Here is a 15,836-nt window from a genome sequence, read left to right as displayed (position 1 = left end):
TCCTTAATAATGTTTCGTCTTGTGAATTCTTTAACTTTATGCTCATTATTCGTTCCTTTCCTTCGTTAAATTCATCTTCTTATATTTAACGAAAACTGTCCACGAATTATTTAACATCTACAAGAATGACGGAGTAGGATATATATAGTGAGATTCAGGCTTTCGCGGGGGTGACAATGTGTATGTACAAGAATGACAACAAAAGGTTTCAATAACTGCAATAAAAACAACATCAAATTTTTTGTGAGTACTAAAAAAGCTCTCATAAAAATTTATGAGAGCTTTTTAACTTTGCTTAAAATAAGCTTATTTCTTTTTATTCATAATTAGGCTAAATAGTTTTCCTAATTCTGAAGGTAAATCTTTTCTGTCTATTACCATGTCAACCATACCGTGAGCATGCAAGTATTCAGCAGTTTGGAAATCTTTTGGTAAGTTTTCACGAATAGTTTGTTTAATAACTCTTTTACCCGCAAAACCGATTGTTGTACCTGGTTCTGCAACATGAATATCTCCTAACATAGCGAATGAAGCACTAACACCACCTGTTGTAGGATCTGTTAATAATACTACATAAGGTAATCCTGCTTCTTTAACTTGTTTTACCGCTACAGTAGTTCTAGGCATTTGCATAAGAGATAACATACCTTCTTGCATTCTAGCACCACCTGAAGCTGGTATGCCAAGAAGAGGGCATTTTTCTTTAATTGCAAGTTTACATGCTGCGATTACACCTTCTCCAACGGCTGTTCCCATAGAACCACCCATAAATGAGAAGTTAAGAGCAAATACTACAGTTTCAACACCGCTAATTTTACCTTTAGCTACTATAATAGCATCTTTTTCACCAGTTTTTTGACGGTATTCTTTTAATCTATCTTTATATTTCTTTTTATCTTTAAAACCTAGAGGATCTTCTTTTACAGGAGCTAACTCTTCTCTAGTATAGTTACCATTATCAAATAATAGCTCTAATCTTTTGTTAATGCCAATTCTCATGTGGTAATTACATTGAGAACATACATGTAAGTTCTTTTCAGAGTCAGTTCTGAATATCATAGCATCACACTTAGGACATTTTGTCCATAGATTTTCAGGAACATCTTTTCCTCTAACTAATGACTTTATTTTAGGTCTAACTATATTTGCTAACCAGTTCATATTTTTTCCTTATTTTTGTTATCACCGAAGTCGAGTCTATATCATTTTTATTTTTTTTGCAATATTTATTTTTTTATGTTGACAAAACAAGTTCTTGTAATTATAAAATATATATGTATGAATACGAATAAAAGAAGGAGAAAAGTATGAGTAGTCTTATCGTAACAATTATCGCTATAGCATTAGTAGCAGTGGCTGCATTGATTTCAGCATTCTATGGTGCAAGTTCTTGGACAAAAGGTCAGGACACAGCTAGAGCAACAACTCTTATAAATCAAAAGGCTCAAATCAAAGCTGCAGCAGAAGCTCATAGAGGTATGGGATTTGGTGTTGCATCAAGTATAGGTGATTTAAAAACTCAAAAATTATTAAACAATGTTCCTATTTTTGAAAATACTACTTGGAAATCAGCGGATGATAAAGTTTTTGTTTCAATACCTGAAGAAATTGATGCAAAATCTGTTTGTGAGCAGGCTTATCAATCAGAACAAAAGACTTCAGAACCTTATGTTATTAAACCTTGTGGAAGTGTAACATCTAAAGATGTTTGTTGCTATTCTGGTAACTAAAGTATTTTAGCTATGGTTTTAGAGTATGTTAATTTTTTAAAAAATGAAGGTATTGATGTATTCTTGGATGAAATTCCTGTAGATAAAACTGCAAAACCTAAAAAAATATTAAATAGTTCTGAAAAAGATATAGAGCATGTGGAAATAAAAGAAGAATCAACTTTAGACTTGTCTAAAGTTGATTCTTTATCTTTACTTAGAGAGACTATAGAAAACTTTAAACACCCATTAAAAGAAAATGCTATAAATATGGTCTTTGCAAGAGGAAATCCTGATAAGCCTAAAGTAATGTTTATTGGCGAAGCTCCTGGTCAAGAAGAGGATATAAAGGGCTCTCCATTTGTTGATGCAGCAGGGCAGTTATTAGATAAGATGATTGCTGCTATAAAGCTAACTGAAAAAGATTTCTATATAACAAATGTAGTTAATTATAGACCAGATAATAATAGAACTCCTAGAGAAGAAGAAATAAAAGCTTTTACTCCTTTTTTAGAAAAACATATTGACTTAGTTAAGCCGGATTGTATCTGTATTTTAGGAGCGGTTTCTTTAAAAGCTCTGTTCCCTGATGTTGGAGGTATAAATAAAAATAGAGGGAAATGGTTATCCTTTAAAGGTATACCTACTATTGCTACTTTCCACCCAGCTTATCTATTAAGATTCTCAGAGAAGAAAAGAGAAGCTTGGGAAGATTTGCAGGAATTGCAGAAAAAAATAAAATAAAATACTTGACATTAGGAATAAAATCCTTTATATCTCTTTCTAGAATATCGGATAAGAATATGAAGCTCTGCGTAAGGCAGAGCTTTTTTTATGTCTTATTACTTTTAACAAGAAAGGTTTTTTATGTCTAGAGCTAGGATAACAAAGACGAGCTTTACTGCTGGAGAATTATCAGCAGAGCTTTTAGGTAGAGGAGATTTAAAAGCTTATGAAAATGGAGCATCTAAATTAACAAATGTTTCGATTTTGCCAACTGGCGGAGTATCAAGAAGAGCAGGTTTATATTTCTGTGATAAGGCTAGAGGTGATGGTCGTTTAATATCATTTGAATTTAATACAGAGCAAACATACTTATTATGTTTTTCTAATGGTTATATGGATGTTTTAAAAGATGGGGCGGTGATAGCATCTTATGCATCTCCTTGGAATACAGAACAATTAAAAAATATTACATGGACTCAATCAGCTGATACTCTTTTAATATGTCATCCTGATATTTCTCCTAAAAAAATCACAAGATCATCAGACACTATTTGGTCAATATCAAATTGGGATTTTTATGAAAATAATAATATCAATTATCAACCGTATTATAAGTTTGCAAGTTATGATATTACTTTAAAACCAAGTGGAACATCGGGAGATATAACTTTAACTGCTTCAAAAGCTGTTTTTAATAGTGGTCATGTGGGAACAAGGCTTAAGGTCGGGGGAAAACAAGTAGTAATTAACACAGTAGCTTCTCCAACGGTTGTTAATGTTACAACAAAAGAAGATTTATCTTCAACAGATGCTACAAAGGATTGGAAGGAACAAGCTTTTTCGGCAGTTAGAGGGTATCCTATATCAGTTGCTTTTCATCAAGATAGACTTGTTATAGGTGGTTCTAAATCATTGCCTAACAGATTATGGCTGTCTAAGTCTGGAGATTTATGGAATTTTGATTTAGGGGAAGGGTTGGATGATGAGTCAATAGAATTTTCTATTCTATCTGATCAAGTTAATGCAATTAGGGCTGTGTTTTCAGGTAGGCATTTACAAGTGTTTACATCTGGAGCAGAGTGGATGGTTCAAGGGAATCCTCTTACTCCTAAGTCTATACAACTTTATAGACAGACTAGAGTAGGTAGCTTAGTAAATAGATATGTACCTCCAGTTGATGTTGATGGAGCAACAATGTTTGTATCTAGAAATGGTAGTGATTTAAGAGAGTTTGTTTACACTGATTTAGAACAAGCATATCAAGCAAATGATTTAGCTCTGGTTTCAAAGCATTTATTAGTTAATCCTGTTGATATGGACTTTGATGTAAAGAACAGACTGCTATTCAATGTATTAGAAAATGGCAAAGTTAGTGTTTTAACAATTTATAGGAATCAGTCTATAGCGGCATGGTCAAGTTATGAAACTGAGGGTAAATTCAAGTCTGTATCTGTTGTTGGTGATAATGTTTATTTTTTAATAGAGCGAAATGGTAGTTACTTTATTGAAAAAATGGATGAAAGTGAAAATTTAGATAGTTGCTTATCAGGAGAAAGTGAAACTGCAAAAACAACATGGTCAGGATTGAATCATTTGATAGGTAGAGAGGTTGTGGTTGTTGCAGATGGAACCGTTTTAGAGGATACATATATTGTGCCTGTGGACGGAACAATAACTTTACCAAATCCCGTTTCAAAAATATCTGTAGGCATGGAGTACAAGCATATTATAGCTCCACTGCCTGTAAATACTTCATCAAATATAGGTATGGGAAGAGCTATAAGGTTAGTAGATGTTGTATTTAGGTTATATAATACATATTCTTTAAAGGTTGATTGCAATAGAGGTATAAAAGATATTCCTTTAAGAGATTCTTTTAGTTTAAACTCTGCTCCACAATCTTTTTCCGGAGATATTAAGGTTAAATCTTTTGGTTGGAAAAAAGATGCAACAACACCTTTGTGGAGAATAGAGCAAAGTACTCCATTCAATTTTACTTTGTTATCAGCAACTACTCAAATAAAAATAAACGATTAATATTAAATATAGAAAGGAAAAAATATGGGAGGTTTAAGTTCATTAGGAGGAGCTATTGTTCCTAGTTTAGCAGGTATGGCTTTGGGGCCTGTAGGAGCAGGTCTAGTTAAGGGAGTTGTAGATTATAGCAATAAAAAATCAAATGCAGATGCAAGTATTGCAAGTAAGAAACTAGATATGCAACAAAAACAAGCAGCGGCTAATTTAAAATTGGATCAGTTAAATAAAAGTGCTCACAATGCGGAAGAGGAAAGACTAAAAAATCTTAAAGTAGCTTTGGCTAAACAAAGGGCTTCTTTTGGTGCATCAGGAATGTCCTCTGCAGATGTTGGATCTTCAAAATCAGTATTGGATGGATTATTAAATGATAGTGAAGATAGTAAAGCTAAAAACGATGAGGTCGTAGCCATTAAGAAAAAAGCAATTGAAGACAGTTATAATACTGGGCTAAGTAAAAATTTATTAGAGTTGTCTAATTTAGAAGATCAAAAAAAACTTAGTAATAACATAGACTTATTTTATTAAATAAATTCAACTTTTTAGTGTGTATCTTTACAAGTGCTTTGTAACAGATTTGCATTTAATATAAAATGCTTTATTTTCAATGAGAAAAAATTAAACTAGAAAACTAAAATAATGTAGGAGGAGTAAAAAACAAATGACACATATTAAAGTGCCAGACATAAAGCCGGAAATAAAATATATAGGAGATGGAGTCCAAACAACTTTTAATTATCCATTCCCAATATTTAATGATTCTGATATAAAAGTATATTTTAACAATAATATTAAATCTGGAGGCTATACAGTTTTGGGAGATGGAAATACTAATGGTGGAATTTTAACTTTTACAGAAGCCCCAGAATTAAATGTGGTAGTAACTATAGCTAGAGAGATACCTCTTGAAAGATCTTCTGATTTTACAAATGTTGGTAGGTTCTCAGCAACTTCTCTTAATAATGAGTTTGATTATATTACTGCAGGTTTACAACAAGTAAATAATATAGCAAAAAGCAATCTAGCTTTTCCAAAAATGGAGAGAAGTACTATAAACAGTATTCCTTCTAGAAGTGAAAGAGCTAATAAATTATTATCATTTGATGGCGATGGTAATCCTACAGTAACTCCTATATCTGAAGATGGTTTTTCTCTTATGAGTTCAGACATGTTCCTGGCTAATGGTGCAAGTGCCGTCCAAAGAAAAATGTTGGATAAGAATAAGGACTTTGTTTCGGTGAAAGATTTTGGAGCAAAGGGGGATGGTATTACAGATGATACAAACTCAATAAAAAATGCATTAAGAGAAAGCTCAAGTGTGTTCTTCCCAGAAGGTATATATAATATTTCTAGTTCTTTGGAAGTAAAATATGGACAATTTATATTTGGCTTAGGTAATAATTCTATTATTTCTGCTATTAATAATTCTTTTGATGTAATTAATGTAACATCAGGAATGTCCAATATTCATGATATTAAAATTATAAATGGAAATGCGGGGATTAAACTTTATGGTAAAGATTCTCCTTGTGTTCAAAATATAATAGAGAATGTTATTATTGAATCAGCTGAAATGGGAATTGTTTTAGATGGATATAATTCTAAATCTAATCCTTGTTACTGGAATAATTTCAATAATATATTGATTTCTAAGCCTAAGACTCATGGAGTGTTATTGACTTTGACTGGTAATGGAGATACTCCAAATGCTAATAGATTCTCAAAAGTTAGAGTTTATTCTCATGGAGAAGATACTCAAGGTTATGGAGTGTTTATACAAAATGGTAAATATCATAATACATTTATTGATTTAGAAGTTAATATTGACGATGCTGCAAACGGTTGTATAAGATTGTCTGAAGTCGAAGAGACTTTATTAATGAATGTTTATACAGAAACAATTGGTGCTGTAGATAATATAATCCTTGATGAGGATAGCCAAAATACTTCAATAATAAATCATCTGTCTATGTCTGCTGGTGGTGCAATAGTTGATTCTAGTGGAGGGTCTTACTCTGCAATAAATGCTGGTTATCCAGAAAAAAATTATTTAAGAAGAACAGAAAGTGATGATTTTAAAGCAAAGTTAATGAGATATGAAGTGACATTTATAGATTACTCTACATCTGCTATTCATAATATTGATTTGTCTACATCTTTCTATCTAGTTTCTTCTTTTAATGGAAGTGTTAATATGGTGTTGCCAGAAGCTTCTATGGATAACTATGGAGTTGAAATAACAATAAAGAAGCAAGATTTAAGTAAAAACCCAGTAATTATTACAGAGAAAAATGGAACAGGCCCTGATAATAGAGAAATAAAACTATCAGCAAGGTATGACTTCATAACAGTTGTTTCCAATGGAGCAAATTGGTGGATTAAAGCAGCAAATGCTTTCCCTAGAAGTGATCAGTATTATGATGGTATTGCAAAAGTAAAGCCAAGTCTGTCAAGTCCTCTGTGTTTAGTAAGTGCATACAGTGGCAATGTTGAGGTTGAACTTCCTCCTGCAGATAATATAAATGCTATAGGGCAAACTTTAATAATAAAGAAGACAGATGTTACTAATAACATTGTTACAATAACAGAAAATGGTGGTGCCGGCCCAGATAATTCAAATAAAGTATTAAATAATCAATATGATTTTATAACTGTAATGTCTAATGGTGCTCAATGGTATGTGGTGGGTTAGCTATGGAATTAGAAATATTTAAGGGGTTCCAATGGTGGATATCTGCAATTGAAATACCTGTTATAAGTTTTATGTTCTTTGTTATTAATAAAAATAAACAAGATGCCGACTCTAAGATAGATAAGCTTAGAAATATAGCAGAAACAAAAAGTGTGCAATTAAAAGATGCTTTATCTTCTTATAAACTAGAAGTGGCAAAAAGTTATGCTTCTATAAACTCTCTTAGAGAGGTAGAAAAAAGATTGGTAGAGCACCTTTTAAGAATCGAAGAAAAAATTGAAAAGAATAGGTAATATATAATATGAATAGAATAAAGGGGAGAATGAAGCAGAAAATATCGAATTTTATACCAAGTGCTTTTAATAGAGCATTGTGCTCTTATAGAATATTTTCATCAAGAAATGTAGATATGGACGAGACAAAAGAGTTCTCTGCATATCATAGTGCTTGTAAAACAGCTTTATCACATATAGATAATTTAATAAAACTATCTTCTTATACAGAAGAAGAAAAAGTTGATAAAAAGGAAGATGATTATATAGGAGATATGTTAAGTGTAGCAAAAAAACAGCTGGAAGATATAAATGCTGCTACTTGTTGATTTATTGTGAAATTAATGCTATCAGATAGTTATGAAGTATATATTAATTTTAATTTTTGCAATATTTAGTTTTAGTGCTCAAGCAAAGCGGAGTCAATACAGTTCTATAAAAGGATATGTATCTTATGTTTTTGATGGAGATACTATTATGATAGAGGATATATATAAAATTAGACTGCAAGGGATAGACTGTCCAGAGAGTAAACAATTATGTAAAAACAAACTGGGAGATTTTTATAAGTGTGGATCTGTCTCAACAGCAAAATTAAAAGAGTTGATAGATCATAAAATAGTGGTTTGTGAAATTGATGGCAAAGATAGGTACAAAAGATATTTAGGGACATGCTACATTAATGAAGTTAATATTAATTCTTATATGGTTAATACAGGAAATGCTTTTGCTACTAGTTATGATAAGGAATATTACCAGCAGGAAGAAAAATATGCAAAAGAAAACAAACTCGGTTTATGGGATTCTAGTTTTATAAAGCCAGCAAGGTGGAGAATGAAATATGGAAGATCTGAGGTTTATAAATTTTAGTATTGACATTATGCATTTTTGTGATACCATACTACAAGTAATTTAAATAAGGAATAAAAAATGAGAAGTTTTGTATTAAATGCAAATTGGTGGTGGCTTTCTTTGTAAAAGAGGGCATTAATTTTTTTATTCAATGAATTATTTTAATAGCTCTGATTATGTCAGAGTTTTTTTTAATTAAGGCCTCAAGTAAATTGAGGTCTTTTTGTTTTTTAGGAGGTATTATGGAAAACAAAACAAACAAAAAAGTAGAAGAAGATAGAAAAAACAAAGAAATTAGAAGAAAGTCTATAGGTTGGGGCAATGGGTTAAAGTGTAAAAAAGATACAAAAGCAAGACCTAAAAGTATTTTTAGTTAATTTTACACCTATCAGATTGATTTCTATGTAAAAATATGATATTATGTTTTAAATTTTAATGTTTAACAATGGAGAATGCATAATATGGAAGGTAATTTAAACAAAGAGTCAAAAGCTGATAGTGATATCATTCTAGAGCTTAAAACTGGTATTATTAAGGCAGAAATAACATCTAATAAATCTTTAAAAAATAGTTTAAAACAAAGTATTAAAAGTAACTTTTGGAGAAAGGGTTTTTTTAAAGTTGAATTTAATGTTGATGAGAAGTTAACTGAAACTGAAGTTGCTAAAAAAATAAATATTAGCAGACATAAAGTTGTTTATGAAGGGGACAGTGTTTTCCTATCCTCTGCTTTAAACTAATTGGAAAAATATTTTATAAGAACACTCCTTTTTTAGGAGTGTTTTTTTGTGGAGGAAATAATGAAAATAGATTTTGATTTATTTATAATAATTTGGAATAATTTACAAAGTATGGGGACTCCTTTAGTTCACATTAAAATTGCAAGGTGGCTTAGTCAAGCATATCATAATGGCGATAAAGAGCTTCTTTTAATGGCTTTTAGATCTTGTGGGAAATCTACAATAGTAGGATTGTTTTGTGCTTGGGTTTTATATAGAAATCCTAATACAAGAATATTGGTTTTATCAGCAGAGCAATTACTAGCAAGAAAAATGGTTCAAAATGTAAAAAGGATAATTGAAAAGCATCCAATGACAAAATCTTTAAAGCCAAATAAAAAAGAAGAGTGGTCTTCATCAAGCTTCACAATAAAAAGGGACTTATCCTTAAGAGATCCCTCTGTAATTGCAAGAGGGTTAAACGGAAATATAACTGGATCTAGAGCAGATTTTATTATTTGTGATGATGTTGAGGTGCCGAATACTTGCGACACTTCAGGAAAAAGAGAAAACTTAAGAGAAAAACTAGCAGAGTTGGATTATATTCTAACACCTAATGGTTATCAGCTTTATGTTGGCACCCCTCATAATTATTATACAATTTATGCAAAAGAACCGAGAAAAGATATTGGAGAGGATAGAGAATTTTTAAAAGGCTTTAAAAGACTAGAAGTACCCGTAATAGATGAGAACGGTAAAAGTGCATGGGAAGAGAAGTATCCATTATATGCGATGGATAAGGTTCGTTTAAAAACTGGAGCAAATAAATTTGATTCACAGATGATGTTAAAGCCTAGAAGTGTTTCGGAAGGGAGACTAAATCCTGATAATTTAAAAGTATATGATAATGAATTAGAGTATAGAGAAGCAAATGGTAGAACAATTCTTACTCTTATGGGTGAACAAATATATGGTTGTTCTTGTTGTTGGGACCCTGCTTTTGGTAATGGTGGAGATAACTCTGTTGTAGCATGTGTTTTTACAGATGGTAAGGGTGAGTATTATATCCATGATATAGCATATATCAGAGTAGATGAAAATTCTAATGAAGATGAAGCAACACAGCAATGTAAAATAGTAAAAGAGTTCGCAGACAAATATTTTATACCTTCTGTCGAAATAGAAACAAATGGTATAGGTAAATTCTTGCCGTCACTATTAAGAAAAGAGATGAAAAATATTTCTACTTCTGTATTAGAACATGTATCTGTAAAAAATAAAGAAATAAGGATTTTAGAAGCATTTGATGCAGTGTTAGCTGGTGGAGTTTTAAATGCTCATAAAAGAGTGTTGCGAACAGCATTCTCTACAGAGCTAAGAGAGTGGAATCCTGATAAAAATTATAAAGGTCATGATGATGGTTTAGATGCTGTGGCAAGAGCTATTAATTCTCAACCTGTTAGAATTGGCTCTTATAAACTTAGTAAAAATTATAACAATTGGCAAGGAAGTGGTGTAAACTTCTCTGCAGAAACCAATTTCAGAGTTTAAGTTTATTTTGTTGCAGCTTTTATTACTTTCTTTAAATTCTTTTCCATTATTTCTTGAGAATAAAAACTCTTTAAAGTTAAATGTGCTTTTTTAGACATGTTTTTTGCTTTAGACTCGTTAATGATTAGCTCTTCCATTGCAGCGGATAATTGCTTAACGTTCTCTCTTTTTACTATTATACCAGCATTTTTTCTATTGTATATTTCTACAGCTCCAGGGCAATCAGTGGAAACAAATGGTTTAGAAAAACTAATGGCTTCTAATAAAGAAAGAGGCATTCCTTCACTTCTTGAAGATAAACAGAAAATATCAATTTTTTTAAAAAATTTTCTCTTATCTTTAACCCAAGGGTGAATTGTTATATGTTTCTCTAGATTTAGCTTTTTGATTTGTTTTTCCAACTTGTTCCTCTCTGTTCCTTCTCCAGCTATTATTAGTTTGGCTTTTATGCCTTTATTTATTATTTCAGAAAATGCTGTAATCAATAAATCATAACCTTTTACCTTATGTAATCTGCCGAAAGCTCCTAAAACAGGAGTTTTGTGAAATTTATAATTTGAGTCTATAGGTTCAAGTTTGACTGCATTAGGGCATAAAAGTATCTTTTTTGAAGATATCCCCTCTTTTATTAAATGCTCTTTAAGATCATCGGATATAGCTAAACAATAATCTAATCTTTTAAATCTTTTGCTTCTATAGTTATGTGTTGTAGAGATATATTTAATGTTTTTATTTTTGACAAAATATTTGATCATTTTATTGCAAACTAAATCTATAGCTCTGTTGCCATGTAAGAATATTAAATCAGGATTAACATCATTTATACATTTAATTATATTGATATATGTTAATGGGTTTATTACTCTTTTATACTTTGTTGAATATATGCTGTTATTTGTAATTTCATTTATAGATTCAAATTTTTTATTAAGTAATATTGTAGAGTCAAAACCCATATTTTTAAAAGCGATGTCATAGTCCAAAGCAACTTTTTCTAAACCGCCCTGTTTAATACTAAACATACAACTTAATATTTTCATTCTTACAACCCCTTTACATATTGTTTTTTGTAGTATATGATTTATTTTAAATTTTACAAGAAAAAAGGTGCTTTTATGAAGATTTTAATAAAAATGATAATTATGAAATTAAAAGGAATGAATGCTGTCTCAAGAAATACAGAGAAGTTAAGAATGCAAGGTTTTGATATAGGAGAAGGAAGCTATGTATATAGTAATGCTTTTTTAGATAAGGTTGATAAAAGCTTAATAAAAATAGGTGCTGGTTGTGTTCTTACGGGTTGCACAGTTTTAACTCATGATGCTTCTGCAAAGATATCGTGTGGAGAGACTAAATTTGCCCCAGTTGAAATAGAGGATAATTGTTTTATAGGTTGGCAATCTATAGTATTAATGGGAGTTAAAATAGGAAAAGGGGCAATCGTAGGAGCAGGTTCTGTCGTTACTAAAGATGTTCCTCCTAATAGTGTTGTGGCGGGAAATCCTGCAGTAGTTATAAAAAAAAATAATAAATAGCTTGACAATTTATAACTATATTATATAATTATCTCATATTCAGTTCATTATAAATGGACGGGGTCTGAACAAGACCCCGTCTTTTTTAAAATAAAAAAGGAGAGAGTAATGACAGAAAGTAAACTTGATTCAGTAATTTCTTCTTCTGTTAAAGGTCTGGGCTATACATTTGTTTTAGCTGATTTTCATGCTAATGAAGATAAGTCTGTTTTAAGAATTATGATAGAAAACAAAGATGGTTCGGGTGTAACAGTAGAAGATTGTAAAAAAGTTTCTAAATCTCTATCTGCAGTTCTTGATGTAGAAGATATTATATCAAGTGCTTATAGATTAGAGGTAAGTTCAACAGGTATGGATAGACCTCTTGTGAGAATAGAAGATTATGAGAGATTTAAAGGATTTCTTATAAAAATGGAAGCTCACGAGCTTGTTGGCGGTAGAAAAAGATTTAAAGGTGTTGTGTTAGGAACAAAAGAAAATGTTGTTTCTTTAGAAATGCCTGAAGGAAAAATAGAAATCGATTTCGATAATATCAAAAAAGCTAAACTAATAATTACAGATGAAATGATTAGAGAAGCAATGAAGAAAGGGAAAAGATAATGAGAGAAGTTTTAATGGTAGCAGAAGCTGTTGCTAAAGAAAAAGGCATTCAAAAAGAAGATGTTTTAAATGCTATGAAAGAAGCTATTCAAAAAGCAACTAGAACAAAATATGGACATGACCATGATGTTAGAGCTGAAGTTGATGAAAAAACTGGTGAAGTTAAACTTTATCTTTACCAAGAAGTTGTTGCTGACTACGATAGCTTAGAAGATCCAGATAAACAAGTAACTTTAGAGGAAGCTCAAGTTGAAAAGGCTGATGCAAAAGTTGGAGATTTTATTACTGAAGAACTGCCTCCAATTGAATTTGGTAGAATTGCAGCTCAAACAGCTAAGCAAGTTATAACTCAAAAAGTTAGAGAAGCTGAAAGAGCAAAACAATATAACGAATATAAAGATAGAGTTGGTGAAATTATTAACGGAACTGTTAAAAGAGTTGATTATGGTAATGTAACTGTTGATTTAGGAAAAGCGGAAGCTGTTCTTAGAAGAGAAGATTCTATCCCAAGAGAACACTTTAAAACAGGTGATAGAGTTAGAGCTTATATCTATGATGTTAGAGAAGAAATTAAAGGCCCTCAAATTTTCTTATCAAGAACTTGTCCAGAATTTTTAGCAGGTCTGTTAAGACAAGAAGTTCCAGAAATATATGATGGAATTATTGAAATTAAAGCTATTGCTAGAGATGCTGGTTCAAGAGCAAAAGTTGCTGTTATTTCAAATGATAGCTCAATTGATCCAGTTGGTGCTTGTGTAGGTATGAGAGGCTCAAGAATTCAAACTTTAGTTACAGAATTACAAGGTGAGAAAATTGATCTTATGGTTTGGGAAAATGATATAGCTAACTATATTATTAAAGCATTAAGCCCAGCTAAGATTTCAAAAGTTATTGTTGATGAAGAAGTTGGTGAAGTAGATGTAGTTGCTTCTGAAGATCAATTAAGCTTAGCTATCGGTAGAAGAGGTCAAAATGTTAGATTAGCAGCTGAAATCACAGGTGTTAAAATTAACTTAATGAGTGAAGTTGAAGAAGAAGAAAAAGCAAAAGAAGAAATGGAAAAAGCTCTATCTGTAATTATGGAAGCTCTTGATATTGATGATGTGTTTGCTAGACTTCTTATCGCTGAAGATTTTGCTGACTTAGAAGATATCGCATACTGTGATGTTGCAGAGTTATTAGAAATTGAAGGCTTAGATGGAGATGAAACTCTAGCTAACGAACTACAAAGCAGAGCTAAAGCTTATCTTGAAGCTAAAGAAGAAAAACTAAATACAGAAATCAATAACTTAAATGTTGCTGATAGCTTAAGAGAAGTTGAAGAGCTAGATTTAGAAGATTTAGTAGCTCTTGGAACTGCTGGAGTTAAAACTTTAGATGACTTGGCTGACTTAGCAGGTGATGAGCTTATTGAAATCATTGGTGAAGATAAATTATCTTTATCAGATGCTAATGAGATTATTATGGAAGCAAGAAAATCTTGGTTTGAAGAAAAATAGATTATAAGTTCATTTTATATGATTATTCGAGCCCCAGCTAAAAGCTGGGGTTTTCGCTCATGTACTTTTATGTACACTTCGCTCAAAAATAATTCACCTAAAATAAGCTTATAATCTATTTTTTAATTAGGGGCTTTTTAATAATCTAAAATTTTTTAAAATCCGAATTCTTTTCCTAGTCATTTTGAGCGACTGCAAGGAGTCGAAAAATCTTTTCACTATGCTATTTTATTATGTGGTCATTCTGAACAAAGTGAAGAATCTTTTCGAGCTTGTGGAATGTTAATTTACATCCAGTAACACAATGAGATTCTTCACTACCACACAAGTGTGTCCGTTCAGAATGACATAGTAGAGAGGGTATCAGTAACACAGTGAGATTCTTCTTCGCTCCGCTAATCATAATGACAATTAAAATAAATTAGTCTGATAAAAATAATATGATTTTCTTAGAAATCTCCAAGTTTAGGTTTCCAGTTTAATCTTTGGTCATGGTTTATTGCTGTGTTTAGTATAAAGCCAAAACCAGCCATTGTTATAAGCATTACAGTTCCCCCGTATGAAAATAGAGGTAAAGGCACTCCAACTACAGGAAGCATTCCTGTAATCATTCCTATATTAATAAATATATACAAGAATAAGTTAATATTTATTCCGGTTGCTAATATTTTTCCGAAAATATTTTGACAATTAAGTGCTACTATAAAGCCATATATAAGTATTAAAGTATATAAAAGCATAACTAAACAAACTCCAGCGAATCCCCATTCTTCTGCGAATAAAGTGAAGATGAAATCTGTTTGCTTTTCTGGTAAAAAGTTTAAATAACTTTGAGATCCTTTAAGAAAACCTCTTCCCCAAAGTCCTCCAGAGCCAAATGCTATTTTTGATTGTATTATATGATATCCTTCTCCAAGAGGGTCTCTTTCTGGATTCAGGAAGGTTAATACTCTCCCTCTTTGATAGTCTTTTAATCCATAATTCCATACAAAGGGCAAAGAGCCACTAACTAATAGAACAGCAATGCCTAATAGTTTATATGATAATCCACACAGTATGAATACAGATGCTCCTAGACCAACCAATATAAGAGCTGTTCCTAAATCTGGTTGCTTTAAAACTAACAATACAGGTAATAATATCATTAAGCTAGGAGGTATTAAAAATTTAATACTCTTCATAGAGTTTTCTTCTGTAGCATTGAAGTATCTTGCTAAAGCCATAATTAGAGCTATTTTCATAACCTCTGATGGTTGTAATTTCATGAAGCCTAAGTCAATCCATCTTTGAGCTCCCATTCCTACATCTCCAACTATTTCTACAAGAACTAATAAAACAAGAGAGCCAAAATAAGCTAAATATGATAGTTTTAATATTGTTTTCAAATCCATAAAAGCAATTATCATCATCCCTGCAAATCCTAAGAAAAATCTCAGTATTTGTTTAGAAGCCCATGGATTTATATTTCCTCCAGCTGCTGAGTATAAGGATGTAAACCCTATGCACGAAAGTAAAACAATTAAGCCAATAAATATAGGATTTATTAGCTTCAATTTTTCAAAAAATGTTTTTTTCTTTTTCAGATTATCTATCAACATATTTTTTCAATATATACTGTATTTTTATAAAAGTAAATGCTTGATTTAT

17 protein-coding genes are annotated in these 15,836 nt (G+C 31.2%); 14 read left to right on the top strand and 3 right to left on the bottom strand.

The genetic code is table 11. The features are described from left to right. Window positions 1-306 precede the first annotated feature (306 nt). A complete protein-coding gene (gene accD, locus OIF36_03125) occupies window positions 307-1,161 on the bottom strand; it encodes an acetyl-CoA carboxylase, carboxyltransferase subunit beta (protein ID MCV6599455.1) in 855 nt (284 codons plus the stop codon). A gap of 146 nt (window positions 1,162-1,307) precedes the next feature. Here accD and OIF36_03120 point away from each other — a divergent pair, with 146 nt between their 5' ends. The 11 genes from OIF36_03120 (at window position 1,308) to terL (ending at window position 10,555) form a co-directional block, all read left to right on the top strand. Then, window positions 1,308-1,730 carry a hypothetical protein gene (locus tag OIF36_03120; protein MCV6599454.1) on the top strand — a complete coding sequence of 141 codons (423 nt, stop codon included), beginning with the start codon at window positions 1,308-1,310 and terminating at the stop codon, window positions 1,728-1,730. Window positions 1,731-1,742: 12 nt separating this feature from the next. Next, complete coding sequence (locus OIF36_03115) at window positions 1,743-2,453, top strand: uracil-DNA glycosylase (GenBank protein MCV6599453.1); 711 nt, start codon at window positions 1,743-1,745, stop codon at window positions 2,451-2,453. A gap of 123 nt (window positions 2,454-2,576) precedes the next feature. Continuing rightward, window positions 2,577-4,472 carry a hypothetical protein gene (locus tag OIF36_03110; protein ID MCV6599452.1) on the top strand — a complete coding sequence of 632 codons (1,896 nt, stop codon included), beginning with the start codon at window positions 2,577-2,579 and terminating at the stop codon, window positions 4,470-4,472. Window positions 4,473-4,496: 24 nt separating this feature from the next. After that, window positions 4,497-4,997, top strand: a complete 501-nt coding sequence (locus OIF36_03105; protein ID MCV6599451.1) for a hypothetical protein — start codon at window positions 4,497-4,499, stop codon at window positions 4,995-4,997. Between the two features lie 133 nt (window positions 4,998-5,130). Then, complete coding sequence (locus tag OIF36_03100) at window positions 5,131-7,161, top strand: hypothetical protein (GenBank protein MCV6599450.1); 2,031 nt, start codon at window positions 5,131-5,133, stop codon at window positions 7,159-7,161. Between the two features lie 2 nt (window positions 7,162-7,163). Next, complete coding sequence (locus OIF36_03095; GenBank protein ID MCV6599449.1) at window positions 7,164-7,454, top strand: hypothetical protein; 291 nt, start codon at window positions 7,164-7,166, stop codon at window positions 7,452-7,454. A gap of 8 nt (window positions 7,455-7,462) precedes the next feature. Further along, window positions 7,463-7,762, top strand: coding sequence for a hypothetical protein (locus OIF36_03090; protein ID MCV6599448.1), 300 nt, complete (start codon window positions 7,463-7,465; stop codon window positions 7,760-7,762). A gap of 31 nt (window positions 7,763-7,793) precedes the next feature. Then, window positions 7,794-8,303: a thermonuclease family protein gene (locus OIF36_03085; GenBank protein ID MCV6599447.1), complete on the top strand. Its 510-nt coding sequence runs from the start codon at window positions 7,794-7,796 to the stop codon at window positions 8,301-8,303. Window positions 8,304-8,527: 224 nt separating this feature from the next. Continuing rightward, window positions 8,528-8,662: a hypothetical protein gene (locus tag OIF36_03080; GenBank protein ID MCV6599446.1), complete on the top strand. Its 135-nt coding sequence runs from the start codon at window positions 8,528-8,530 to the stop codon at window positions 8,660-8,662. An 84-nt stretch (window positions 8,663-8,746) separates the two neighbouring features. Then, window positions 8,747-9,025: a hypothetical protein gene (locus OIF36_03075; protein MCV6599445.1), complete on the top strand. Its 279-nt coding sequence runs from the start codon at window positions 8,747-8,749 to the stop codon at window positions 9,023-9,025. A 60-nt stretch (window positions 9,026-9,085) separates the two neighbouring features. Continuing rightward, window positions 9,086-10,555, top strand: a complete 1,470-nt coding sequence (terL, locus tag OIF36_03070; protein MCV6599444.1) for a phage terminase large subunit — start codon at window positions 9,086-9,088, stop codon at window positions 10,553-10,555. 2 nt (window positions 10,556-10,557) lie between these two features. On the opposite strand, the gene OIF36_03065 is transcribed toward terL, so the two are convergent. Continuing rightward, window positions 10,558-11,595, bottom strand: a complete 1,038-nt coding sequence (locus OIF36_03065; GenBank protein ID MCV6599443.1) for a glycosyltransferase — start codon at window positions 11,593-11,595, stop codon at window positions 10,558-10,560. Between the two features lie 75 nt (window positions 11,596-11,670). On the opposite strand from OIF36_03065, the gene OIF36_03060 reads away from it, so the two are divergent. From OIF36_03060 to nusA, 3 genes are all read left to right on the top strand, one after another. After that, window positions 11,671-12,090 (top strand): acyltransferase, encoded by a 420-nt coding sequence (locus OIF36_03060; protein ID MCV6599442.1) that lies wholly within the window; start codon window positions 11,671-11,673, stop codon window positions 12,088-12,090. 108 nt (window positions 12,091-12,198) lie between these two features. Then, window positions 12,199-12,690 carry a ribosome maturation factor RimP gene (locus OIF36_03055; GenBank protein MCV6599441.1) on the top strand — a complete coding sequence of 164 codons (492 nt, stop codon included), beginning with the start codon at window positions 12,199-12,201 and terminating at the stop codon, window positions 12,688-12,690. Next, window positions 12,690-14,189 (top strand): transcription termination factor NusA, encoded by a 1,500-nt coding sequence (gene nusA / locus OIF36_03050; GenBank protein MCV6599440.1) that lies wholly within the window; start codon window positions 12,690-12,692, stop codon window positions 14,187-14,189. The genes OIF36_03055 and nusA overlap by 1 nt, the downstream gene beginning before the upstream one ends. A gap of 449 nt (window positions 14,190-14,638) precedes the next feature. Here nusA and rodA read toward each other — a convergent pair whose 3' ends face one another. Then, complete coding sequence (gene rodA / locus OIF36_03045; protein ID MCV6599439.1) at window positions 14,639-15,787, bottom strand: rod shape-determining protein RodA; 1,149 nt, start codon at window positions 15,785-15,787, stop codon at window positions 14,639-14,641. Window positions 15,788-15,836: the final 49 nt, after the last annotated feature.

Source organism: Alphaproteobacteria bacterium (assembly GCA_025800285.1).
GTDB lineage: Bacteria > Pseudomonadota > Alphaproteobacteria > JAOXRX01 > JAOXRX01 > JAOXRX01.
Note: the sequence above shows the minus strand (reverse complement) of the source record. Positions and strands in the feature narration are given on the sequence as shown.

Coding starts and splice junctions, on each gene's coding strand:
- accD (MCV6599455.1), bottom strand. CDS start 1,161: ATGAACTGGTTAGCAAATATAGTTAGACCTAAAATAAAGTCATTAGTT.
- OIF36_03120 (MCV6599454.1), top strand. CDS start 1,308: ATGAGTAGTCTTATCGTAACAATTATCGCTATAGCATTAGTAGCAGTG.
- OIF36_03115 (MCV6599453.1), top strand. CDS start 1,743: ATGGTTTTAGAGTATGTTAATTTTTTAAAAAATGAAGGTATTGATGTA.
- OIF36_03110 (MCV6599452.1), top strand. CDS start 2,577: ATGTCTAGAGCTAGGATAACAAAGACGAGCTTTACTGCTGGAGAATTA.
- OIF36_03105 (MCV6599451.1), top strand. CDS start 4,497: ATGGGAGGTTTAAGTTCATTAGGAGGAGCTATTGTTCCTAGTTTAGCA.
- OIF36_03100 (MCV6599450.1), top strand. CDS start 5,131: ATGACACATATTAAAGTGCCAGACATAAAGCCGGAAATAAAATATATA.
- OIF36_03095 (MCV6599449.1), top strand. CDS start 7,164: ATGGAATTAGAAATATTTAAGGGGTTCCAATGGTGGATATCTGCAATT.
- OIF36_03090 (MCV6599448.1), top strand. CDS start 7,463: ATGAATAGAATAAAGGGGAGAATGAAGCAGAAAATATCGAATTTTATA.
- OIF36_03085 (MCV6599447.1), top strand. CDS start 7,794: ATGAAGTATATATTAATTTTAATTTTTGCAATATTTAGTTTTAGTGCT.
- OIF36_03080 (MCV6599446.1), top strand. CDS start 8,528: ATGGAAAACAAAACAAACAAAAAAGTAGAAGAAGATAGAAAAAACAAA.
- OIF36_03075 (MCV6599445.1), top strand. CDS start 8,747: ATGGAAGGTAATTTAAACAAAGAGTCAAAAGCTGATAGTGATATCATT.
- terL (MCV6599444.1), top strand. CDS start 9,086: ATGAAAATAGATTTTGATTTATTTATAATAATTTGGAATAATTTACAA.
- OIF36_03065 (MCV6599443.1), bottom strand. CDS start 11,595: ATGAAAATATTAAGTTGTATGTTTAGTATTAAACAGGGCGGTTTAGAA.
- OIF36_03060 (MCV6599442.1), top strand. CDS start 11,671: ATGAAGATTTTAATAAAAATGATAATTATGAAATTAAAAGGAATGAAT.
- OIF36_03055 (MCV6599441.1), top strand. CDS start 12,199: ATGACAGAAAGTAAACTTGATTCAGTAATTTCTTCTTCTGTTAAAGGT.
- nusA (MCV6599440.1), top strand. CDS start 12,690: ATGAGAGAAGTTTTAATGGTAGCAGAAGCTGTTGCTAAAGAAAAAGGC.
- rodA (MCV6599439.1), bottom strand. CDS start 15,787: ATGTTGATAGATAATCTGAAAAAGAAAAAAACATTTTTTGAAAAATTG.